Origin of the sequence: Larkinella humicola, from assembly GCF_008727875.1 — a bacterium.
Classification (GTDB): Bacteria; Bacteroidota; Bacteroidia; order Cytophagales; family Spirosomataceae; genus Larkinella; species Larkinella humicola.
Genome location: NZ_VTWS01000006.1, coordinates 108,054 through 133,143, shown reverse-complemented (window position 1 = coordinate 133,143; position 25,090 = coordinate 108,054). Strand labels below are relative to the sequence as shown.

Below are 25,090 nucleotides of genomic sequence, written 5' to 3'. Positions count from 1 at the left end.
TTTACGGTGAGCTGACGCATTCAACCTGTACGCGCGCCAGCCCACCGTAAACTGAAAACCGTGAACTGAAAACCGAGTTCATATGAAAAAGATAAGCACGCTTTTGCTGGTGGCCGGGTTGGTGGCTGGTTGCAGCGACAAGGCGCTGGACGTTCAGAATGTGAATGTGCTGACGACGGATAACTATTACAAAACGGAAGAAGATGCACTCAAGGCCGTCAATGCGACTTATGCGACCCTGGCGTCGCCGGATCTGTATTCCCAGATCATGCATTTGACCCAGGAACTGATGTCGGACGAAACCGAGGCCACGGTGTCGACCAGTCCGAGTCTGGTGTTGATGCGCGAAGCCGAAGCCGATGCCACTACGGAAGTATACAATTTCCTCTGGACCGGTTGTTACCAGGGAATTTACCGGGCTAATCTGGCCATCACCCGCATTCCGGGCGTTCCGATGAACGAAGCAAAGAAGAGCCGGTTGCTGGGCGAAGCGTATTTTCTGCGGGCGATGTATTACTTCACGCTGGTGACGAATTTCGGCGATGTGCCGCTGATTCTGAAAGTAGTCGATGTGAGCAAACCCGAAGAGAAGCAACCGACCCGGATTGCGGTTCCGCAGGTGTATGCGGCCATTCTGAAAGATTTCGAGGAAGCCGAAAAACGCTTGCCGGTTTTGTATGAAGGCGACGAAATTGGCCGGGCCACGCGCGGAGCCGCCAAAGGGTTCCGGGCCAAAGCCTTGCTGTATCGGGCCAACCTGACCAACAGCCAGACCGATTACGCGGCCGCAGCCAAACTGTTTAAGGAGATCATCGACTCCAACGCCTACGATCTGGTGCCGAACTACCGCGATAACCACACGAATGTCAATGAGAACAACAAGGAGTCACTTTTTGAAGTCCAGTTTTCGGCAACGGTCAATCCCGGTGCGTTCTGTGACGAATGCGGAACGGGCGGGTTACGGCCCCTCGAAATGGGCGTTCGGGGCCGGGCCTACAACAACGTGATTCCGTCGGAATGGTATGTCAAGCAGTTTGAAGTGGGCGACACGCGTCTGCTGGCGTCGGTTTTTGGGCCACAGGGGAGCAAATTCGACGGGCTGGATTATTACAAAGTGCTGGAGTACACCTCCTGGTTCGACGTTTTGCCGGCGGATTTTGCCGTTCGAAAATACCAGAAAGATGGCGGGAACGAGTTCGACTGGACGACGGGGTCGGACGTCAACATCCGGCTGCTGCGTTTTGCCGATGTTCTGCTGATGTTTGCCGAAGCCACCAATTCAGCCTCCGGGCCGACTGCCGAGGCCTATGCCGCCGTCAACCGCGTTCGGAAACGGGCGGGCTTGAAGGAACTCGACCCCGGTTTGTCGAAAACCGCATTTATGGAGTGGATCGCCCACGAACGGGTGGTGGAGCTTGGGCTGGAAGGTCACCGCTGGCGGGACCTGGTTCGCTGGAAAAAAGCGTATCTGGAATTGACCTCCAAAGGTCGTCCTTTCGATGAAAAGAAACATTATCTGTTTCCCATTCCCGCCAAAGAACGCCAGCTCAATCCGAATCTGACGCAGAATCCGGGGTGGTGAAAAAGCAAAGGAATATTGAATAACGAATATCGAAGTGATTGATCCGGCTTTCGATATTCGTTATTCGACATTCAATATTCGTTATTTAAAGTTTAAAGACATAACTGCCTGAACCAATAGCTACGACGGTTTGGTTGGCTTCCGTTCGTAACACCTTGATGTCTTTCTGCTGATCGAGGGCTTTGCCACTTTCCAGAACAGCATTGCCGGTGGGGAGATACACCGTTGCGGTGGTGTTGGCCGGAATGCTCACCATCAGTTCCAGTTGGGTGCCGGTTTTTTTCCATTCACTCCGGATCGGGCCGTAAGGCGAATGATACCGGACGCGGGTGTGGGTGATGTCTCCCACGACCTCGGGCTTGATCACGATGGCTTTGAATCCCGGCACGTTTTCGTCCTGCTGAATCCCGCCCAGGCCGCCGTAAAGCCATTCCATGAGGTGCCCGAGCATGAAGTGGTTGTTGGAGACAAACCGCAGGGCGGGCCAGGATTCGGTCAGGGCGGTGGCGCCGTGGGCCAGTTGGTAACCGTAGCCCGGCACATCGGCACGGTTGTTCATGGCGTAGATGGCGTCCGAAGCGCCGACCTGACCCAGCGCCAGCAGCAAATACCGGAACCCGATGTCGCCCGCCGTCAGGCTGTAATGGTTGTCTTTGAGGTTTTTCAATAAACTGGCTGTCACGGCGGCCTGGTTGTCGGGCGTCACCAGATTCATGTAAATCGGCATGGCGTTGGACGTCTGGCTCCCCGATCCATACTGCCCTTTTTGGGCGTCGTAATACGTTTCGTTGAACGCCTTTTTAACGGCCTGAGCCAATTGCTGAAAACGATCGGCATCGGCGGTTTTGCCCAGCAAACGGGCGGTTTTTTCCAGAATGGTCAGGTCGTAAAAGTAGGTGGCTGTGGCCGTAATGCCCTTGGGCGTCAACTGCGATTCGCCCGGCGGTTTAGGCCCCAGATCGCACCAGTCGCCCAAACCGTGGGTCAGAATGTGGTTATTGGCTTTGGTGCCCAGGTAGGCCACGTACTTTTTCATCATGTCGTAACTTTCCACCAGAATGCTTTTATCACCGTACCACTGGTAAGTATACCACGGCAGAATCACCCCGGCGCTGCCCCATTCCGGGGAGTCACGAAAACCGCTGGCGAAGGCGGTATACTCGGGGGCAATGTCGGGAATGAGGCCGTTGGCCAACTGCGCCGACTGCATATCCCGAATGATTTTCGGCAGCAGCGTTGCCAGATCGTAGGTATACCGGGCCGAACCACTCATCAGGTGCGTCTCCTCCAGCCAGCCCAGTTTCTCGCGGTGCGGGCAATCGGTGAGCGTGCTCACCATGTTGCTTTTGATGGCCCAGTCGATGAGTCGGTCGATGCGGTTGAACAACTCGTTTGAACACGAAAACGCCCCGACGGTTTCGGCAGAACCCCGAATGTGCAGTCCTTTGACGGCTTTCAAAACCGGAATATCGGCGGAGGGCATTGCGATCGTGCTCAGCAGGCCCTGGGCGGGAACCGCGCCTTCAATTTGCAGATACCGGAAACCGTAATAGGTGAAGCGCGGATGCCAGGTTTCGGTGCCGGTTCCTTTGAGGGTATACCGGTAAAAATGCGGTTGGCCGCTGGACTGCTGCGTGACCAGACTATCGTCACCCAACAACTCGCCGGGCGTTATTTTGATGATGGAACCGGTTTTTCCCGTTACCGAAATCTGCGGAATCCCAGACATGTTCTGCCCCAGATCGATCACGTAAATACCGGCTTTGGGCTGCGTGATCCGCACCGGTTTGAAGGTTTCCATGATCTTGACCGGCGGTGCGGTTTGCGACCGCAGTTGGGGCGATCCCTGAACCACGAGCGGAGTTTGCCAGCCGGTATCATCAAAACCAGCCTCCATCCAGCCCGGTATTTCTCGGGTGGCATCCCAGTCTTCACCCCCGTAAATGCTCGAATAGGTGATCGGGCTTTGCGTCACTTTCCATGATTGATCGGTAACTACCTCCTGATGTGTCCCGTCTTCGTATGCCAGGTGCAGCTTGCAGATTAGTTTTGGATAGCCAAACGAGCCCACAATTTTCCGGTAGCGTTCAACGGGAATGTTATAGAAACCGTTGCCGAGGAGCGCACTCAATACGTTTGCGCCCCTTCTGAGCGCGGTCGTTACGTCGTACGTTGCATACAGGGCGGAGTGATCGTAGTTCGTCCAGCCGGGATCGATGAAATGATCTTTCACGCGTTGCCCGTTGAGGCTCAGTTCGTAATGACCCAGGCCGGAGATGAAAGCCGTGGCTCGCTTCAGCGGTTTTTCCAGCCGAAATTCTTTCCGGAACTGGGGCAGCGCATTCTGGGCCGATTTCCGGTCTCCCAACGGTTTGGCTGCATTGGGGTCGTGGACAAACGGAACAATCCGCTCCGATGCCGGCAGTTCTTCCAGCGCAATCCACTGCGCCTTGCCCCAGTCGGCTTTGGTCAGCAAACCCATTTGCCAGGTGGCGGGGGCACTCCAACCCGACGGTTGGCCGTCTTTGTCCCAGGTTTGCACTTTCCAGTAATACGACTGGCTCGCCAACAGCGGTTTTCCTTCGTACGGCACCTGAATCGACTGGTCGGAGACGCGTTTGCCCGAATCCCAGAGGTTGCCCTGACCAGCCGCCAGCGTCTGTGGATGGTCGGACACCAGAATCCGGTAAGCGGTTTGCTTTTGCCCCCGAACCGCCGACACCAACTGCCAGCTCAACCGGGGCTGACGGCTTTCGACACCGAGCGGATGCTCCCGGGAATCGCACCGAAGCCGGGTGAGCTGAACCGGTTCGGCGGTCCAGGCCCGGAAAATAATCAGGCAAAAAAAGAGCAGCGGATAAAAGGGCAGTCTCATGACGCGTTCGGGGGCTTTCGCAGGCTGGTTAAGACGGGCAGTCGTTGCCCGTCTCTCCTCCTCAAAAGCTTTCTGGTTCCGCAAGTCTACCCGCTGGTTTAAAAGTTTAACCGGGCCATTTCAAAAGAGACGCGCCAGAAATCGGGTTGCACAGTCGTCCAAATGCGGTTAGATGGTCACGATGACTTTGCCTACGGTTTTCCCGGTCTCGATCTGCCGATGAGCTTCGGCCATCTGATCGAAGGAATAGGTTTTGAATACGTGGGCCTTGAGCGTCCCTTTTTCCAGTAAACCGGCGAGCGTTTTCATGTCTTCGCCGTTGGATTGTACGCGGAACGTAGCCCCGTGGATCCCCCGTGCTTTTGCTTTTTCGACTACCTGTTCGTTCAACCCACTCGGAATACTGATGATGGAGCCTCCGGGTTTGATCACGTCCAGCGAGCGGTCGATGGTTTCTCCGCCCAGGGTATCGAGCACAAAATCAACACCGGACACGGCCTCTTCAAACCGCTGTGTCTGGTAATCGATGTGTTCATCGGCGCCCAGATTCAGCACAAAATCCCGGTTGGCCGCCGAGGAGGTGCCGACGACGTAAGCCCCCAATTGTTTGGCAAACTGCACGGCAAAATGTCCCACACCACCGGCTGCGGCATGAATCAACACCTTTTGTCCGGGCTGAATCCGGGCGTGATTGACCAGTGCCTGCCAGGCGGTCAGGGCAGCCAGCGTGGTGGCCGCGGCTACTTCGTGCGGGATGCTGGCGGGTTTCAGTGCCAGGTGTGAAGACGGGGCGGCCACGAATTCGGCGTAGGTTTTGCCGTGACCTGGAAAGTTCACCATGCCAAAAACCGCATCACCCATCCGAAAGTCCATGACGTTTTTCCCGATTTCAGTGATCGTACCGGAAATATCCCAACCCAGGATAAGCGGTTTTTCATCTTTAAGTGGACCGGCCATTCCTTTTCCGGCCCGGGTTTTCACATCCACCGGATTGATGCTAAGGGCTTTGGCCTGAATCAGCACCTCGTCATCTTTTATCGTCGGCGTAGGGAGTTCCTGCTGAACTAACTGCTCTACCCCACCAAAACCATTCAAACGTATTGCTTTCATTTTCGGATTGTTTACATATAGCGCAAAATTATACCGGATAGTGTGAAAGTATGCGGTATATATTTTCGGTAAATTGGTAATTTCGTGGCATGAAAAAGGAAAGTTTGCACGAACCGTTCGAGATTGTATGTAAAACGCTCGACGAATGCCCGAAGTCCGAACACCAGCATTCATTTTTCGAACTAATCTATATTCTGTCGGGCACTGGACGGCAATGCATCAACCAAAACCAGTTTGCATACCGCGCGGGGCACCTGTTTCTGATTACGCCGGAAGATTGTCATTCGTTTGAAATTGAAACCACCACGCAGTTTTTCTTCCTGCGATTCAACGACATTTACATTCAATCGGGCGCTCTGCCAACGGGCAGTATTCAGCGGCTGGAGTACATTCTGCAAAATGCGAATCACCAGCCGGGCTGCATTCTGAAAAACCAGCCGGATAAAGGCCTGGTCCAGCCGCTCATCGAAGCCATTGTCCGGGAATATGAGAATCGGGATCTGTACAATAAAGAACTGATTCAGCAACTGGTCAATACGCTCATTGTGGTGGTGGCCCGGAACATTGCCCGGTATATGCCCGAACAGGTGAGCGAGAATACCGATGAAAAAGCGCTGGACATTCTGGCATACATCCAGAATACCATTTATGAGCCGGACAAAATCAGAGCGGAAGCCGTCAGCCAGCATTTTGGCATTTCGGAGACCTACTTGGGGCGGTATTTTAAGAAGCACACGGCCGAAACGATGCAACAATACATTACCCGGTATCGGCTGAAACTCATTGAAGCGCGCCTGAAACACAGCAGTATGCGGATGACGGAAATAGCCCGGGAACTGGGCTTTACCGATGAAAGCCATTTGAACAAGTTTTTCAGAAAGCAAAAAGGATGCAGCCCCACGGCTTTCCGAAAGGCTGGTCAGGAGTTGCAATCGCCGGGTTACCCCGCCTGACCTCCGCTGTCCAGGATTTTTAATCCGCAGGACAAAGCCCGGTACAGATTTTGCCCGCTGTCTGCAAACGGATACCCGCAAAAGCGTGTCCTGTACATTCAGCGTTAGGCATTGATGACCATCAAATGAGAAGAATTGTTCTTTACGCACTGGGTGGAGGCCTGGTAATCGCTTCCCTGGTAGTTTTCTTCAAACCGTATTTTCCGTTTCAAAACCAAAGCCCGCCGGTGGCCCTGATCAATCACGACTTTGAAGAGCGTGCGGTTGGGGCATTTGATCGAAAAAGCCCGCTAAAAACGGAACTGGCAAAGCCATTTCATACCCTTTCGGTGACCCTCGACCGAACCGTTCAGGAAGCATCTCTGCAAAAACTGGTTTCAGAACTACCGGCTGATCTGCCAACTTTAATCACCGTTCAGATGGCCGTTTCGCCGGGTCAGGAGAATGGCCTGGATGACGTTCTGCGGGGCCGGTTTGACGAATCCATCCAAACGTTTTGTGAGGCATTAACCCAACGTAAATCAGAGATTTACCTCCGGTGGAATCCGGAAATGGAAGTGCCGGTACGGCTTTATTCGTGGCAGTACCAGTCACCGGTTCTATACATCGATGCGTTCCGGTATTTCGCAAAACGCTGCAAAACCGTAGCGCCGGAGATTAAGCTGGTCTGGGGGCCAGCCGGTTATCCCGGAGCCGACGAGTACTGGCCGGGAGAAGAAGCGGTGGATTTGATCAGCATTACCCTCGATGGAAAATCCGAACAACTGGCCACATCCTATCCCCGAATCGCGAATCCCATTACGGCCATAAAGCGGAAAATACACCGGATGCGGTTTATGGATAAACCTCTTCTTATTCTGGCTTCCCGGAAGGAAAAGGATGATCCGTCGCTCTCGGACTCGATCCGGGAAGCGATCGCGGAAATCAAAAAAGAAGAGCATGGGATGAATACCAATCTGGCCAAAAAACCGTCTGCACTGAGTGTGGCTGCGCAGGGAATGTCGAAACCGGAAATTGGTGTTTATGATCCGAAACAGTTCCTGATTAAATCAAAATCCGTGCAGGCAGAGCATCTGTTTATTGATTTGGGAACGATTCAGGACGGAAGTTTTGCCAAAGAATTTAAAGCCGTTGTGGCGCGAAATCATGATGCAATTATTAGCATGGAGCCGTGGAAAGACCGGAAAATTCGAAAAGACACCAATGTGTTGTTAAATACGGTTTCCGGCGTTTATGACGATGAATTCCGGACGGTTTATCAACTAATTTCGGCGACTACGCAGACCGTTTATTTGCGATTTGCGCACGAAATGGAGATTCCCATCCGGCGGTATGCGTGGCAAAGTCAGGATCCGGTTTTATACAGCAAAGCGTTTCGGTATTTCATGAATTTTGATGGAAAGACCGCAAAAAATATCCGGCGGGTGTGGGGACCCGCCGGGGATCGGGGCTCCCTGGAATGGTGGCCCGGCGACGATGTCGTCGACTACATCAGCGTGGCGATTTATGGACTTCCCGACAAAAATATAACCGATCCCGCTCTCCAGGAGTCATTCCAGACCATTTACGACCGCAAACAGTACCGGATGCGATTGGTGAACAAACCGATTTTTGTAACGGAATTTGGGGTGAAAGGCCCGGAAGATTTCCAGAAAAAATGGCTGGAAGAGGCCGCCACCGTGCTGAACGCACACCCGGAGGTGGTTGGCGTGTGTTACTTCAATCTGGCCGATAACCCGAATGTCTGGGGCAAGATCCCCGCCCCGGACTGGCGTATCAGCAAGCCGACATTCGATCATTTTGTCCGAACGCTGGCCGATCGCCGTTGAAGGATGCTGTCCCTGGGCTGGGTAGGGGCCGGGATTTGAAGCGGGGTATGGAGCGTGGAACGGGCGATGTCCAGAACCGTATTTCCTTTCAGAACATACAGATAAAGCTGGTAGCTCGATGGATTTTCCGGGATGGTTAGCAGTAAACGGGGGCCTTCACCCACATTTTTTACCGAAATGGGATTTTCGAAGCGATCCATTTTCACCAGTTTCCATTCCAGGTGAAAAGTGACCGGAACCGATTGGACCAGCGTCCATTGATCGGTGTTGCGGATGAGTGCATGGTAGGGAAGTTGCGCCCCGGGAAAGGTGCCCAGGGCGGGTTTCAGAATTTTAATGGGAGGAGGCAATGCTGGCAGGGGCGTTCCTTTCCAGGTATGACGCAATTGCCAGAGGGACCGTTTCGCACGGCCTCCATGGTCTTTTAACCCGTTGAAGCTAACCCAGTCGGTGGTTTGTTCATCCTGCCAGTTTTCAATAAATAAACCGGTTGTTGTTTTTGGACGTTTGGCGTATTCGCTGACGCTAATTTCACTGAAAAAATACGGAACCTGCAGTTTAGCCAGTTGAGAATCGACTCGCGAGGAGTTCTTCAGAACAAGCCCGAAGGCGTCGATAGCCGGAATGAAACGGTGAAACCGGTTCGTAAGCGGTACCAGATTTTCCGATGCGTCCAGATCAATGGTGACGGGCTTATCCGGGTCAATCTGTTTGAGTTCGGTGACGACCGATTGGAGCCACGACAGATACGCGGATTCCTGATAAAGCAGATCCGGTTTGTAATAATAACGGGAAAGTTTCTGAAACGAGGTATTACCCATATTCCAGGAAACAATTTCGGGATGGTGTTTCAGGCTGTGGACGGCATCCAGAATGGTGGCGCGTAAGTCCGCCAGCTTATCCTGATCAGTTATAAAATTAATCTTGTCTGGTATCCAAAAACTGTAGTGAATTTTAAGACCGGTTTTTCGGGCCGTATTCAGGAGGTTGTGCTCATAAATACTGGGTCCACTGTATTTAAAGGTCGTGATGCCCAGTTCTTTCATTTCCTTAAAATCGGCCTGGAAATCTTTTTTGGTAAAAACTGACCGACTTTTCATCCAGTTCTGCCCCTTGGTGTAATTGATGCCTTTGGTACCGATAAAAAAGTTTCGGTTTGCCGGGCGGGAGCGGGCGAGCGGTTCGGCCGCTTCTGCCAATGCCGGTATTGTTTTTTCTGCGGACGAAACACCTGCTTTAAGTTCCGGATTCTGATTTCCTGAAAACCGCAGTGAATCCGGTGACTGAATCCGCCAATCCCGCGCATCGTTGCTTAACCCTGCATTGACCAAAACGAGTCCCTTTATTTCAGGAAAGGTTCGCTGTGCCGACCGAATGGCCTTTTTTAACCAGTCGGTTTGCTGGTTTGCCGAGCGTAAAGCACCCAATTCAGTGAGCAGAACCGGTAGGCCGGAACGAAAGATGGGATTTTGGTGGAAGGGGTTATAGCGGTCTTCCAGAGAACGGTTTTTTGGGCCCGCCTTGACAAAACCGTCATTCAATACCGTAACGCCGATCCAGTCGACGTAGTCTTTGCCGGGGAAATAAGCGTCAATGGCGTCTGCTTTTCCGGGGCTCCAAACCCAGATTACCGAGTAAACACCCTGCTTTGAAAAATAGTTGTGGACGTATTTCCAGGCTTCTTTGAAGTCATCCGACGCGTTTTTAGTTGGCTTAGGCCCCTGATAAACCGGATTGTCGGCTTCCGGAGCGAAGCGAAGAAAGACGGGACGATGCAGTGCTTTTAGTTGTTCTGAAAACCTACGAAGATAGGAATCGTAGTGGCCTTCGATAACCTGGTGAAAAAAGAAGCCGTTTGTGTCAGCACTATTTTTTGTCTGGTAGTTTGCAAAAACAACCGGTCTGGGTTCCCAGCTAATCAGGGGAATAGAGCCATTTCGATAAACCGAATCGATCGATTTGAGTGGTAAATAGCTCTCCGGATTATTTCCCCAGGGAATGTAAAACGAGATGAGGTCAAAATGAACCTGACTGGCCTCCTGATAGGACTCGATGGCACGTACGGACGGAATTCCACCCGGTTTGTCCGGTGAATACATTCCATACAGAAAAAGATGGTCTTTGTGGGTGAGCAGGGACTGGGCCTTCTCGGTTTTAGACTGAAATTTTGCATAAAACAGAATGGAAAACACCAGAATACCAGTGATCCATAAAGCGGTATGGCGCAAGCCGGTATACAGCCACCGTCGCAAAATCCAGAAATACCCTTTTCCCTCTTGGATGACTTTGATCAGGTCGTTCAGGAGAGGATAGCGCTCTTTAACCGCTCTGAACTGCTGCTGTCGACTGGCCGCAATGGTAAAAACCATAAACAGGCTGTTCAGGCCGGCGAAACCAGCCATGATCAGATTATACGGGTTCCAGTCTGTATATAAACCGTAGGTGATCGCCAGAACAGACAGGGCCAGAATCGACAGATTCGGGATGTTCAGGGGCCAGTTATTGGCTTCGTTTCCATCTTTTGGCGTAGGAACATAGGGTACTTTTTTCCTGAACAGGGTGTAGACGAAGCCCAGGATAAAGATCCACCAGGTTCCGATCAGAAGCAGTCCTCCCACGATGTGAAAGCCGCGTTCTTCGTCCTCCATCACCCACCATTGTACGAAGTGCCGGATCAGCACAATGGATGCGGTAAACGGCAGGCCGATGGAAACGAATTCGGCCAGATCGATGTGCATGGGGCTCACGCCAAAGAACAGGGCCATGATCGGAATTAAAAAGTTGATCAGAAACAGAAAGCCGGACAAATAATGGAACGGAATGACGCCATAATGGAGTTTTTGCCGCCACGTAAATCGGGTGAAAAGCCGGGGATAGGTCGTGAAAAACAGCTCAAAAACCCCGCGTGACCATTTTAGTTGCTGTTTGTAATAGGCTGACAGCGTGGACGGAACGAGACCGCGCGCCAAAACCGCCGGAACATACACCGACTTCCAGCCTTTGGCGTGCAACTGCATGGAGGTGTGCATGTCTTCGGCTAGACCGGCCGCATGACCGCCGATGGATTCGAGGGCGGTGCGCCGGAAGGTGCAGTTCGCCCCAATCGCCAAGACGGTCCCGTACCGGTTCATGGTCATCATCATCGGGCCGTAAAACTGGTACGTTTGCTGGGCCGCCCCTTTGGCAATCAGTCCCTCATCGTAGTTTTTATAGGCCTGGACAATCTGCACATACCCAACCGCCGGGTTGTTGAAATGCGTAACGATGGGGTCCAGAAAATGCGGAAACGGAACGTGATCCGGATCCAGAATGACGCACAATTCGCCGGACGAATGAGCCAGGGCGTTGTTGATATTCCCCGCTTTGGCGTCTTTTTTGTCGGTGCGGGTGACGTGATGGACGCCCAGTTTCTGGCAAACCTCCCGCAGGTAGGGATCGTCGGCTTCGTCGCAGAGGTAGGTGGTATGCGGATGGGTGATCGCCTGAATGGCCGTTAGCGTTTCGATGATCATTTCGTACGGCTCTCCGGCACAAAATGTGGTGAAAATATCGACGGTATACGGTTTGGTGGTGGGCGGTGTTTCAGGAACGGTTATGTAAAAATAATGGTACCATTCATGCAGAATTTTAAGACACGTAAATCCAAACGCAACCATCAGCATCCAGTACAGAGGCAAATAGCCTCTGACCGATCCTTTCAGCATGTTTTCCATGAAAAAGACCAGGGATGCCAACCCTAAAAAGATCATCAGACGAAGCGTAAAGCGTTCGCGTTTCGATGGCGGTTTTACGGGCGGAATGGATTTCATGGGTCACTAACCACGTAAAAAGGGGTGTTACAAGTGGCGAAATTTCCATTTTGGAGGTAAATGGTTGCAAACACACGATAAGGCCCTTCCTGTTCGGGCGCAGCAAAAGTCGCCTTTAGATTCTGATTTTTTTGGAATAAGCCCTCGATTGGTTTACGCTTTTTGGTGCTGTTTTGGTTGTTTTCCCGGTACCAGTCTTCCGGCAGAATTTGCCATTTAACAGTTTTGATCGGGTCATTGGTTTTATACAGAAATACCTCCGCCGTTGACAAACTTCCCGGGCTTAGCAAAATGTTATCGCGGGCGCCTTTTTGATTCACCAGCATGTATTGGAGTTCCGGAAACGGTTCGGGCGACGGTTTGCCGGTCCAGATATACTTCATGATGGCCACCGGTTCAGCGGGTGCCCCGGCTTCGTCAAACAGGCTAAACCAGGTGGGTGTGGTTTCCTGTTTATTTCCCCAGAAAAAAACAAAAGAGCCTAAAAACCGGGGGTCTTCCCGAGGGACATCCTGCTGATAGCGCTTTAAATAAAAGTCGGCTTTTTTCTTGCTGGTGTTTTCAATGTAGGCACCCCAGGCGGTTTGTTCCGTCCCTTCCCAGGGGCCGTCGATTCCCCATTCGGTCAGCAGATAAGGCCCGTTCCAAAACCAGGAAAAATCCGCCAGGTCTTTCCGCAGGGTCTTGATGTTGCTGTAGATATTAAAGGAGAGCAGATCGACATCGCAGCGGGTGGTGATGTTGAAAATGTATTTTGTATTAAAATTCAGGATTACGGTGGTAACGGGATGGTCCGGATCCTCCCGGTGAATCATATCCGTAATTGCATTAAACGTGGTATAAAACCGGTAATACGACAAACCGAACGGGAAGTCGAGTTCGTTACCCAGGCTCCACATCAAAACCGCCGGATTGTGCTTGAAGCGGTTGACGACGGCTTGCAACGCTTTGAGGTGGGAGGCCACTTTTACCGGATCGTTGTAAAAAGCCATATTGTCGTTCATGGGAAGCGGCAGGCCCACAACCACGGCCAGGTGGTTCGTCTGCGCGCTGTCCAGGAGGCTGGCAAGCCGGGTGGTATCCCAGGTTCTGAGCGTATTTCCGCCCGATTCTTTTAACGTATGGAAATGGGAATAGCCAGCGGCTCCCTTGATTTCGAAAGGACGCCCGTTTCGGTGGAGGATGAATTTGCCGTCTTTTTTTCCAATCGATACGGTTCGCCGGAAGGGTTGGTCAGCTGGGTTGTGGCACTGCGATAGTCCGGCCAATAGCACGATACTGCAAAGGAACAGAATTATCAGAACCGGAGCTTTCGTTGGTACCCTCACCGTTTAATCTTCAGAATTAGTAACGGACGAAATGGATCAGGCCGGTAAGCCCGAGCATCTCTTTCTAAGTCTATGCAGAAAACGCTGCAAACATCATTCCAATTCCCATTTAGATTTCCAGAAAAAGACTTTAAAAAAAACGGTGAAACGTCCGCAAGTCAGGTATCATTTCCGCTCAAAAATGCGCAAAATGATGTTTTAATCTGACGGCATTACCGGTTAATAAATACCGCATACGTATATACGTTAATGTTATAATTATTCCAGTTATAGTGATACATTTACTTGTAAAGTTTCAACAAAACAAACATCCACTGTATGAAAATGATCCATATACTTCGGGGAGTTCTTTATGTATGGCTCGCCTTTCAGTTGACAGGCTGTGGCGATCATCTGTTTCCGAATGTTTCACCGGGTTCCGTTCCTGACCGTTTGCGGATTAAAACCGTAACGCAGGAACTCGCTGACGTCGCTGGCCGGACCAGTTTAGCGCAATACATCAGCACCTTCGGCTATGATTTGCAAGGCCGTCTGAACACGATTACAACTACTCAAAATCCCAGTGATCCGAATGCACCGGTTGAAACCGGCGCTTTTACTTACAATGCCCAAAACCAGGTCATCCAATTTCAACGCGAAATCACCCCGGCGGGTGAATCGAAGATAACGGAGACGTATTCGTATACGTATGTCAACAGTCAGATGACCCGGCTTTATTACACCAATAATAAAGATGGACGGGGCGATAACGTCTGGGAGCTAACGTTTCAATACAACCCCAATAACAAAGTAAAAAGTAGTCATAAAACCTTCGCAACCGGCGGGGTTTCCTATACGGAAGATAGTGATTATACGTTCACTGGCAACAACTTGACATTGGTTGCTACAGCTACAAGCATTTTTAGAATCCCTTCTTCATTGAATAACAGCTACACAACTCATTTTACGCACGATACAAAAATCAACCCTTTCTATGGGACAGCCGTCATTCCGGCCCCTTATGCCACGGCGGGAGTGTCAACACCCTTCAACGGAATACTGGATTTTTATACCTATTACGGTGGGGTTGACAATGTTCTCCATCTGAGCCGGAACAACGTGCTTTCGTCCGGATCCATCACATATGCGTATACCTACGTCGGTGATTTACCAGCGACCCGCATTAAAACCGAGCCCTTTAAACCCCAGGAAACCTTAACCTATGGGTATGAAAGTTATTGAGCTTCCAGCCGGTGACTGGGATCCTCTTGTCCGAACGGCTTGGTTTGGAAGTACCCTCGTATCGACCTCTTTCGAAACAAAATCGTGACGCATCCGGAATGAAATCGTCTCAAAACAAAAACGGTGACAAAGTATATAGAACCCTGCTTGGTCACCGTTTTTAAAGATACATTGCCTAAGTCGCACCACTGGATTAAACGGCTTAGTTACAAAACCTTGAACCAACTCTGCCGGACAACTCAGGAGATTTATCAACCTAATTTGCCGAAAAGTTTGACGAAAACTATTTTTTGTCCTATTTTTATCGACCAGACCGTTCTTGCCTTGATAATTACTTAACCAACATGTAACCCAAAACCTGCTCATGTCGAACCTGAAGAAGACCCTTCACGGCCTCCGATTGGCTTGTACTGTATTGCTTTTAGTAAGCGTTGCCCCCCGCAGTTGGGGCGCTTTTTTTCAGGCCGACACCAACGGTGTCAGAGCCGACTCGGCACAGGAAATCATTGAAGTGGTCGATGTGCCGGAGGTCTTGTCCATCCCGGAACCCGTTCTGCGTGACCGACTTGCCAAACTGGAACAGACCATTCCCCTGAATTACAACAAAACCGTTCACGGTTTTATCGATTACTTCACCTTCCGCCGACCGAGTTACACCAAAAAGGTGATGGAGCGGATGCCGATGTTCTTCCCCCTGTATGAACGGTTGCTGGCCCAGCACGACATTCCCGACGAGTTAAAATACCTCTCGATCGTTGAATCATCGCTGGACCCCAAAGCGGTTTCGCGCGTGGGCGCAGGCGGTTTGTGGCAGTTTATGCCGTATACGGGCGCAGATTTTAAACTCTATCAGGACGAATACATCGATGAGCGCATGGACCCCGTCAAGTCGACCGATGCGGCCTGTCGCTATCTGAAAGATCTATACCGGGTATTTGGCGACTGGCACCTCGCACTGGCAGCCTACAACAGCGGTCCGGGGACGGTGAAACGCGCCATGCGCCGGTCCGGGGGCGATTCGTTCTGGACCATTTATAATTTCCTGCCGAAAGAGACCCGCGCGTATGTCCCGCAATTCATTGCGTTGACCTACATGATGAACTTCGCCAACGACCACGGAATTTATGCCGAACAGCCCGAATATCCCATTCCCTGCGATACGATTCACGTTAACGGCTACCTGTCGATCGAGCGGTTTTGCAAATACAGCGGGGTACCACTGGCCGAAATTCAGAAAATGAATCCGTCGATCATGACGGGTGTCCTGTCGGATCAAACCCGCAGTTTCGTGCTTCGGGTGCCCAAAGCGCATTTCGATTATTTTGCGGCCAATCGGCGGTCGATTCTGGATTCAGCCGGTCGGAACCCAACCATCTCGACCAACATGTTGCTGGCGTCGACGGAAAGTGTCAATTACCGCTCCGACTCCGCGGGAAAACGGGATCTTTTCCCTTTTACCGATGCTAATGAGGAGCAGGCCCGGGAGTCGCAACCCGTGGTAGCTGCCAACGCCATTGCCTCCGATGAGGATGACGTTGAGGAGGTGGTCCGCCGAAAGCCGAAAAAAACCGTGTACGTCGTGAAGCGGGGCGAGGTGCTGTCGCGCATTGCGGAGAAGTACGATGTGGACGTGTATGACCTCAAAAAGTGGAACCACCTGCGTTCAACCCGCATTCAAAAAGGCCAGAAGCTGGTCATTTTCCGGGAACAGGCGCTGCCGGAAACGTCGTCGCGGGTGGCCAAAGTGACCAAAAGTCAGGGTAAGTCGGAAGTGGCAAAGCGGACCAAAACCTACAAACCGAAGTACCACCGGGTTCAGGATGGCGATACACTCTGGAATATTTCGCAGCGCTATAGCGACCTGAGCGTTGATGAACTGAAAAAACTGAATAAAATCAAGGGGAATTCACTCAAGCCCGGTCAGCGTCTGATTGTGGGGTAAAACGAAAAAGATTCTCTTCACCCGTCGACCCGCACTCCATCACCGGATTGCGGGTCGATTCGTATAACTGGTTGAAAAAAGCGCTCTATGATTGCTTATATTAGCGGAAAAGTTACCCATAAAGACCCAACGCTTGTCATTCTGGAAGCCAACGGCGTCGGCTATGAAATTCATATTTCCCTGTATACCTCAACGGTACTGCCGAAGTTGGGCGAACCCTCGAAACTGTATACCTATCAGCACATTCGTGAAGACGCCCAGACGCTGTACGGTTTTGGCGACCTTGACGAAAAAAATCTTTTTCTGGATTTGATTGGTGTGTCGGGCATCGGCCCTAATACCGCACTCACCATGCTATCGACCCTGACGCCGGTCGAACTTCGGCAGGCCATCTTGATGGAAAACGTCGGGGCGGTTCAGAAAATCAAAGGCATTGGCAGTAAAACCGCTCAACGGGTTATTCTGGAATTGCGTGACAAGATGAAAAAATCGGGAATTATGGCTCAGGCCGGTACACCAAATTACCGGATGACCGTCAACCCCGTTCGGGATGAAGCCCTGGCAGCCCTCGTCACCCTGGGCATTCCGAAGGCAGCGGCCGAAAAAAGCCTCGATACAATCCTGAAACGGGAAGGCGATGAACTCAATGTTGAACAACTTATTCGTCTGGCCCTGAAATAGTTATGAGTTATGAGTGAAGAGTTGTGAGTGAAGACAGGGCCGCCCGGCGGTTAAAAAGGCGCATAAGTCAACTCTTCACTCATAACTCTTCACTCTTCACTAAAATATTGGCAAGGTTTTCGCCGTTTGGTGATAGAGATGTCTATGAATTAACTAAATACCTATTCCACCGAATCAAATTATACGTGCCTCTCTTGGAATGTGTTGAGTCCCACCGACTAACCCGGTTGCGGTTGTTGAATGGCCGGATGGAGCCCTGGATGGTTGTGCTGTGTGGGTTACTGGTAGGGTCGGCCTGGATGCCGGTAACGGCCCAGACCCCCGCGCGTCGCCGGGCGGTTTCGCTGGCCGATTCCATTGCCCGCGTACGTCAGGACAGCATTCGGGCTACCCGCTCGGCCGACCGCCGACCCATCATTCGCTGGCGCGACCGCTATGTAAGTCCTTTTTCCGTTACCATTCCCAAGTCGCCTTTCCTGCTGCGTGATCCGCGGGCGGTTTCAACCGACGTTCAGCTCAACGGGCCGGGGCAGATTTCCGTATTGGAACGCATTGGCGGCCAGGCAGGAACCACCCGTCCAACGTCCGGATCAACCGCTACGCCCGCTGCCGCGCCCGGAACCGCTGTTATTGGCACCGTTCCGGTTGCTCCTCCGCCGACCCGACCAGCGGCCGGCTTGCCCTATCGGCCGGCCGAAACCATGTCGTATGAAGACTATAACCGTTTACAAAACCAACGTGTTCAAAAAAGTTTGTGGCGCGAATACAGCGCCAGGAACGATGGGCAAAGTGCGGTAAGTGGGCGGGGGCTGGTTCCGAAACTGGAACTGCCGCCGGTTTTCGACCGTCTCTTTGGCGGGAATCTCGTGGATTTCAAGCCGAACGGTTTCGTAATGCTTGATTTCGGGTACCTCTACCAGTTCATCGATAACCCGATTATTCCGGTTTTGCAGCGTCGGAACGGCAATTTTGCATTCAATCAGCAGATCAACATCAGCTTCAACGGAAAGATCGGCGAACGGCTGGGCATTACCGCCAATTACGATACCAAATCCAGTTTTAATTTTGAAAATGTCCTGAAACTGAATTACCGGCCGCCGGTTCCGAACTTACCCAGTGCCAACGGATTGACAAATGGACTTCCCGGTCTACCCAGCCCCGGCGGCTTGCCGGGCAGCCTGCCCGGTTTGGGAAGCATGACGCCTTCGGCCATTCCCCAGTTTCAGCCTCAGGACCCCAGCATCATTCAGGGACTGGAAGCCGGGAACATCAGTTGGCCGCTCAGCAGCCAGTTGATTCCGGGGGTGCAAAACCTGTTCGGGGTGAAAACCCAGCTTCGTTTCGGGAAACTATACGCCACCGTGGTGGCGTCGCAGCAGCGTTCGAAGCAGGAAGAAATCACGATCAAAGGCGGATCGATGCAGAAAAATTACGAAATCCGGGTCGATACCTACGACGAAAACCGCCATTTCTTCCTGTCGCAGTTTTTCCGAAACAACTACGAACGCTCCCTGAAAAGCCTGCCCCAGATCATATCGGGTGTAACCATTACGCGTTTAGAGGTATACGTAACCAACCGCACCAACACCACTACCACCCTGCGGAACGTCGTCGGTTTTGCGGATCTGGGCGAACCCCGACCGTTTAATACCGCCAATCCGAACCTCCAGCCCATCAATGCGGATGCCAGCAGCGCGGCCGACAACACCACCGGCAATGGCTTGTTCGCCCGATTGAGAGCGAACACCGGCATCCGGCAGGTGGATCAGGTGAATTTTTTACTGGATGGCACCTTTGGTTTTGCCAAAGGCGTGGATTACGAACTGCTGCGGGGGGCCAAACGTCTAACCGAAACCGAGTACAAGTTTCAGCCGGAACTGGGCTATATCTCGCTGGTGACGCCCCTCCGCAACGACGAAGTGCTGGCGGTTTCGTATGAATACACCTACCGGGGCCGGAAATACCAGGTGGGGGAGCTAACGGATGATTACCAGAACCGCCAGGATAATGAAGTGCTGATTCTGAAGCTGTTGAAATCATCGACGATCCGCAACAACACCCAGTTGCCGATGTGGAATCTGATGATGAAAAACATTTATTCACTCAACACCTCGCAGATCAATAAGCAGAATTTCCAGTTGAGGATCATTTACAAAGATGACCTGACCGGGATCGACAACCCCAATTTGCAGGAGGGACCGGGTACCGTCAAGGACATCCCATTGGTGCAGGTCTTCAACATGGACCAGGTGAACGCCCAGCTTGATCCGCAGCGGGATGGCAATTTTGATTTTGTCGAGGGGGTTACGGTCGACAGCCGGTATGGCCGGGTAATCTTTCCGGTACTGGAGCCCTTTGGGTCGTACCTGGCTAATAAATTCGGGACGGATGACGCCCTGAAAGCCAAATACGTTTACAACGAGTTGTACCGAACCACGCTGGTCGATGCACAGCAGGTGGCGGGGAAAAATAAATTTTTCCTGAAAGGGAGTTACCAATCCTCGACGGGCGGGGAAGTGACGTTGCCCTATGGCGTCGATGAGAAATCGGTACAGGTGACGGCGGGTGGTGTGCCGTTGTCGCCCGGGTCGGATTTTGTGGTGGAGTCGCAGATTGGCCGGGTGCGGTTTCTGAACGAAAGCCTGATGAACTCCGGGCAGGAAATCAAGGTACGGTATGAGCGACCCGACCTGTTCCAGAACCAGATCCGGCGACTGATCGGAACGCGGCTGGACTACAAACTGAGCCCCGAAGTGAACATCGGGATGACCGCCATGAACATGCGGGAAACCCCCGCCGGTTTTCTGACGCGCGTGGCCATCGGAAACGAACCCGTGAACAACACCATTCTGGGGTTCGACGCCATGATTCGGAAAGACTCGCGGTTTTTGACCCGGATGCTGGATGGCCTGCCGCTGATTCAGACCAAAGAACTGTCGAACATTGCTTTTCAGGGCGAAGTGGCCCAGTTGTTTCCGGGTGTGGCTCCGCGCGTGAACAACAACGCCTTCATCGACGATTTTGAAGCCGCCCGGACGCTCTACGACCTGACCCGCCAACCCACACGCTGGCGGCTGGGATCGACGCCAACCACGCCGGAGCGGGCTTTTCCGCAGGGCACGTTTGCCGACCCCCTGGCCTATGCCTACAACCGCGCCCGGATTTCGGTTTACACAGTCGACAACACCTTCAGCACCGCTAACACGGTGGGAGGGGGGCGTTCACCCCAGAGTAACCTGACCGAGAACGACTTAAGGAATGTGTACGAACAGTTTTTCCTTTCCAACGAACTGTTTCAGGGGCGCTCGGTGCGTCTGGTCAACCTGCCGGAGAACATCCTGGATGTGGCCTATTTCCCCCGGGAGCGCGGGATGTATAACTTTAACCCGAACCTGGCCCCCGACGGACGCCTGGCCGGTGACCCTAAAAAGAATTTTGGCTCGGTGATGCGGGCCATCACGTCCGATGCCGACTTTGACAACGCCAACATCGAAAACATCGATTTCTGGCTAATGGACCCCTTTGTGGGGGCAACGGATTCGACCTTCGCCACGGTTCACGACGGTTTTGAAAACAAAGCCAACCGCACCGGCGGAAAACTGGTCTTCAATCTGGGCGATGTGGCGGAAGACGTGATCAAGGATGGGCGGTATAATTTTGAAAACGGGCTGGCGGTTCCGAACGGTCTGTCGCCCGATTCGACGGCCTGGGGACGGGTGACGCGTTCGCAGTTTGTGACGCAGGCTTTCGATAATGTCACGCGCTCGCAGCAGGACATTGGTCTCGACGGGTTGAGCAACCGGGACGAGAACGCGTATTTTAAAAGTTACATCGACCAGGTTTCGCCCCGGCTCAATGCCGCTGCCCGTGAACGGCTGTTGAACGATCCCGCCAACGATGACTTTATTTTCTATTACGGCCAACGCGCCGATTCGGTCCGGCATATTGTCAGTCGGTACAAACAGTACATGGGCATGGAGAACAACTCGCCCGAATCGCAGGACCGCAACCAGTTGGTGACTCCCGCATCAACCACGCTGCCCGACATCGAAGATTTGAATACCGACAACACCATCAACGACAACGAAGCCTATTACGAATACGAAATTGACCTGAAACCGGGGCAGCTTGCGGTGGGCCGGGGCTACATTGTCGATAAGGTGGAAGTGCAGACGAAGGCCGGCCGACCGGTGACCTGGTATCTGTTCCGGATTCCGGTGCGCGATAATCCCAAAAAAGTCGGGAACATCAACGGGTTTAAATCGGTGCGGTTTGCGCGGATGTACCTGACTGAGTTTGAAGAACCGGTGGTGTTGCGGTTTGCCCAGTTGCAGATGACGTCCAACCAGTACCGGAAGTATACGGGCGACCTGTCGGCGCGGGGCTTGCAGGAGGTGCCGGAGCCGTACGATGCGCAGTTTAAAGTGAGCGCGGTGAACGTGGAAGAGAACAGCGCCCCCGGTAACAACAAGTACATTTACCGTGTCCCCCCCGGCTTTCAGCGCGACCGCGATTTCACGCAGATCAACCAGGTGGAACTCAACGAGCAGTCGATGAGCCTGAGCGTGACCAACCTGCGGGACGGTGACTCCCGGGCAGCTTTCAAAAATACGAACCTCGACCTGTTGTTCCGGGAACGGCTGAAGATGTTCATTCACATGCACAATGATGCCGAAGAAAATGGTCAGGTATCGGCCTTCGTTCGGCTCGGAACGGATTTTACGGATAACTACTACGAAATCGAAATTCCCAAACTGATCGCGACCCCCGATGGTAGCCAACCCGACGATGTGGTGTGGCCCGCGGCCAACGATCTCGATATTGCCATCGATGAGCTGATTAACCTCAAGGCGGAGAAAAACCGCCAGTTTACGCGAACATCGGCCCAGCCGTTTACGATGAACAGCCTCGATGGACGGTATAAACTGACCGTTGTTGGCAACCCGGATCTGAGCGCGGTGCAGATCATCATGATTGGGGTCCGCAATCCGAAATCGGCCGACGAGCAGGCTAAAAGTTTTACGGTCTGGGTGAATGAATTACGGGCCAACGGTTTCGACCAGACAGCCGGCCGGGCCGCCGTAGGGGTGCTCAACGCCAAACTGGCCGACGTGGCCACCGTTACGGCCTCGGGAAAAATAACGACGTTTGGCTTTGGCGGGGTCCAGCAGCGGATTTCGGAGCGGTCGCGGGAAACCTCCACCGAATACGGGATTCAGTCGCAGATTGCGGTCGATAAACTGTTGCCTGAAAAATGGGGCTTGCGGATTCCGCTGTATGTCAATTACGATAAGCGCCTGATTCAGCCGCATTTCGATCCCCTCGATCCCGATACGCCATTGGAAACTACGCTATCGACGCTGAATGAAAACGACCGGCAGCGCTACCGGCGGCTGGTGGAAGACAATTCCATTCGGCGCGGAATCAACCTGTCGAATTTCCGGAAGGTGAAAACCAATCCGAATGCCAAAAGTCATTTCTACGATGTTGAAAACCTGTCGTTTACCTACGCATTCAATGAAGCGACCCGGACGAACATTCTAACCGAGCAATTCATTCAAAAACAAACGCGCGGGGGCATCGCCTACGTCTACAGTGCGCAGCCGAAACCGTTCGAGCCGTTTAAACGGTTTCAGTCGCTGGAACGCCCGTATCTGCGCTGGCTGCGTGATTTTAACCTGACGTTGCTGCCGACGCAGGTGGCCGTGCGGGGTGAGGTGGACCGGAGTTTTATCAAAACCCAGCTTCGCAATTCCGAACTCACGACTGCGGGCATGATTCCGCAGTTTGAGAAGTATTTCTGGTTCAACCGGTACTACGATTTGCAGTGGAACCTGACCAAAAATTTGATTTTAACCTACAACGCCCGTTCCAACGCCATCATCGACGAACCCGCCGGGGATTTGAACACCCAGGCCAAAGTCGACTCGGTCTGGGCCAACGCCCGGCGGTTCGGGCGGACGAAAAACTACGAGCAGAACATCCGGGCCACGTACCGGATGCCGCTGGACAAGCTGCCGTTACTCGACTGGATTGCCGCCGACCTGACCTACAACGTGGGCTACCAGTTTCAGGCCAACTCGTTTGGCATTACCGATACGCTGAATGTGCCGTTTGGCAATACCATCCGCAACAACCGGGAGTGGGGCGTTCAGGGGCGGGTGGATTTCATCCGGTTGTATAACAAAATCAAGTCGCTGCGGTTTGCCAATACGCCCTCGGCTCCCCGGAAAAACTTCACGCGGAACCCCGGTGATATCGAGGATATTCAGCGCACGGAAAGCCGGGTGTTGAAGAGTTTTGTCCGGACGCTGCTGACGATTCGGGGCATCAATTTCAACTACACCGTGCAGGAATCGACGCTGCTGCCGGGCTTTCTGCCGACGCCCCGGTTCTTCGGTCTTTCGCGCGAAAACGCCCCCGGATTGCCGTTCGTGCTGGGAAGTCAGGACCGGAATATTCATCGAAAATCCGCCGAACGGGGCTGGTTATCCAAAAGCACGGTGTTGAATCAGCCGTTTACGCAAACGCTGGGCAAGAAATTCGACGCCCGTACGACGCTGGAACCGTTCAAGGATTTTCGCATTACGGTCGAAGCCCGGCTGACCCGCCAGGATAGCTACCAGGAAGTGTACCGGGTCGATACCACGGGCGGTTCCTTTACGAGCCTGAGCCCGTATCGCAACGGGCAATTCAGCATGTCGTTTTTGTCGTTCAAAACAGCGTTTACCAAGCTCAACAGCGACAATTCATCGCCGATCTTCGACCGGTTTGCCGAATACCGCAAGATCATTCTCAAACGACTGATGCAAATCAATCCGGCGACGGGTGCTGGGGGGGAATACAACCTGACGTCGCAGGATGTACTGATTCCGGCCTTCTTTGCTGCCTACAGCGGAAAAGATCCGAATACGGTAAAGATCAATCCGTTCCTGCGGTTTCCGCTGCCCAACTGGCGGGTAGACTACAACGGTTTGTCGCAACTCAAACCGTTCCGTAAACTGTTCAGTGCCTTCACCTTAACGCACAGTTACAACTCGACCTACAGCGTCGGCAACTTTACCTCGTCGCTCGACTACGAAGCGGCTTATGTGAATCTGGCCGTGATGGGTTATCCGCTGGCATCGCAGTACAATGATCAGAATCAGTTTGTTCCGATTTTTGTGATGAGCACCATCACCATGACCGAGCGGTTTTCGCCCTTGCTGGGCGTGACCTTCCGGACACAGAGCAAAATCAGCGGGGGTCTGGAATACAACCAGGATCGGAGCGTTGCCCTCAACCTGTCCAATGCGCAGGTCGCCGAACTTAGCAACAAGGACATTACGTTCCGGTTTGGTTTTACGAAAACGAACGTCCGGATTCCCTTTAAAATCAATGGGGCTTACCAACGGCTGAAAAACGATCTGACTTTCAACTGCAACCTGACGTTCCGCGACACGCGAACCGTTCAACGGAAATTTGACGACGCCACCCAAAATGAAAATGGCGTTGGCGAGCAAATTATTACCGCCGGAAACGTCAACTTCCAGTTGCGGCCGCAGTTGAGTTACGTCGTCAATCGGCGGTTAAACGTCCAGGTTTATTTCGACCGGACGTTCAATGACCCGCTGGTTTCCAACTCGTTTCGCCGGGCTACGACGGCGGGTGGTGTTCAGGTTCGCTTCAATCTGGCGGAATAAAAAAAGGGGTTTCGTTCCGGCCAACCGGTTTTCCGGCCGGACCCCTCAATCATTCTGGCGGTTTTTCCAGTTATAAGA

11 protein-coding genes are annotated in these 25,090 nt (G+C 52.7%); 7 read left to right on the top strand and 4 right to left on the bottom strand.

What is annotated here, in order from left to right; genetic code table 11:
• Positions 1-82 precede the first annotated feature (82 nt).
• The gene (locus F0P93_RS22070) at positions 83-1,582 is read left to right on the top strand and encodes a RagB/SusD family nutrient uptake outer membrane protein (protein ID WP_150879912.1); all 1,500 of its coding nucleotides are present in this window, start codon (positions 83-85) and stop codon (positions 1,580-1,582) included.
• 85 nt (positions 1,583-1,667) lie between these two features.
• On the opposite strand, the gene F0P93_RS22065 is transcribed toward F0P93_RS22070, so the two are convergent.
• The gene (locus F0P93_RS22065) at positions 1,668-4,457 is read right to left on the bottom strand and encodes a glycoside hydrolase family 78 protein (RefSeq protein WP_150879911.1); all 2,790 of its coding nucleotides are present in this window, start codon (positions 4,455-4,457) and stop codon (positions 1,668-1,670) included.
• Between the two features lie 168 nt (positions 4,458-4,625).
• Positions 4,626-5,567 (bottom strand): NADP-dependent oxidoreductase, encoded by a 942-nt coding sequence (locus F0P93_RS22060; protein WP_150879910.1) that lies wholly within the window; start codon positions 5,565-5,567, stop codon positions 4,626-4,628.
• An 89-nt stretch (positions 5,568-5,656) separates the two neighbouring features.
• Here F0P93_RS22060 and F0P93_RS22055 point away from each other — a divergent pair, with 89 nt between their 5' ends.
• Together F0P93_RS22055 and F0P93_RS22050 are read left to right on the top strand one after the other, a co-directional pair.
• Positions 5,657-6,520, top strand: a complete 864-nt coding sequence (locus F0P93_RS22055) for a helix-turn-helix domain-containing protein (RefSeq protein ID WP_150879909.1) — start codon at positions 5,657-5,659, stop codon at positions 6,518-6,520.
• Positions 6,521-6,645: 125 nt separating this feature from the next.
• A complete protein-coding gene (locus F0P93_RS22050; RefSeq protein ID WP_150879908.1) occupies positions 6,646-8,349 on the top strand; it encodes a glycoside hydrolase family 26 protein in 1,704 nt (567 codons plus the stop codon).
• On the opposite strand, the gene F0P93_RS22045 is transcribed toward F0P93_RS22050, so the two are convergent.
• Positions 8,316-12,158: a glycosyltransferase gene (locus tag F0P93_RS22045; protein ID WP_150879907.1), complete on the bottom strand. Its 3,843-nt coding sequence runs from the start codon at positions 12,156-12,158 to the stop codon at positions 8,316-8,318. The two genes, F0P93_RS22050 and F0P93_RS22045, sit on opposite strands and share 34 nt — an antisense overlap.
• Positions 12,155-13,432 (bottom strand): glycoside hydrolase family 2 TIM barrel-domain containing protein, encoded by a 1,278-nt coding sequence (locus F0P93_RS22040; protein ID WP_225309599.1) that lies wholly within the window; start codon positions 13,430-13,432, stop codon positions 12,155-12,157. The genes F0P93_RS22045 and F0P93_RS22040 overlap by 4 nt, the downstream gene beginning before the upstream one ends.
• Before the next feature lie 378 nt (positions 13,433-13,810).
• Here F0P93_RS22040 and F0P93_RS22035 point away from each other — a divergent pair, with 378 nt between their 5' ends.
• From F0P93_RS22035 to sov, 4 genes are all read left to right on the top strand, one after another.
• Positions 13,811-14,707 (top strand): hypothetical protein, encoded by an 897-nt coding sequence (locus F0P93_RS22035; protein WP_150879906.1) that lies wholly within the window; start codon positions 13,811-13,813, stop codon positions 14,705-14,707.
• A 364-nt stretch (positions 14,708-15,071) separates the two neighbouring features.
• Positions 15,072-16,649: a lytic transglycosylase domain-containing protein gene (locus tag F0P93_RS22030; protein ID WP_150879905.1), complete on the top strand. Its 1,578-nt coding sequence runs from the start codon at positions 15,072-15,074 to the stop codon at positions 16,647-16,649.
• An 87-nt stretch (positions 16,650-16,736) separates the two neighbouring features.
• Entirely contained in the window at positions 16,737-17,330 is a 594-nt protein-coding gene (gene ruvA / locus F0P93_RS22025; RefSeq protein WP_150879904.1) for a Holliday junction branch migration protein RuvA, read from the top strand.
• Positions 17,331-17,590: 260 nt separating this feature from the next.
• The gene (sov, locus tag F0P93_RS22020) at positions 17,591-25,012 is read left to right on the top strand and encodes a T9SS outer membrane translocon Sov/SprA (RefSeq protein ID WP_374756782.1); all 7,422 of its coding nucleotides are present in this window, start codon (positions 17,591-17,593) and stop codon (positions 25,010-25,012) included.
• The last annotated feature ends 78 nt before the right edge of the window (positions 25,013-25,090 follow it).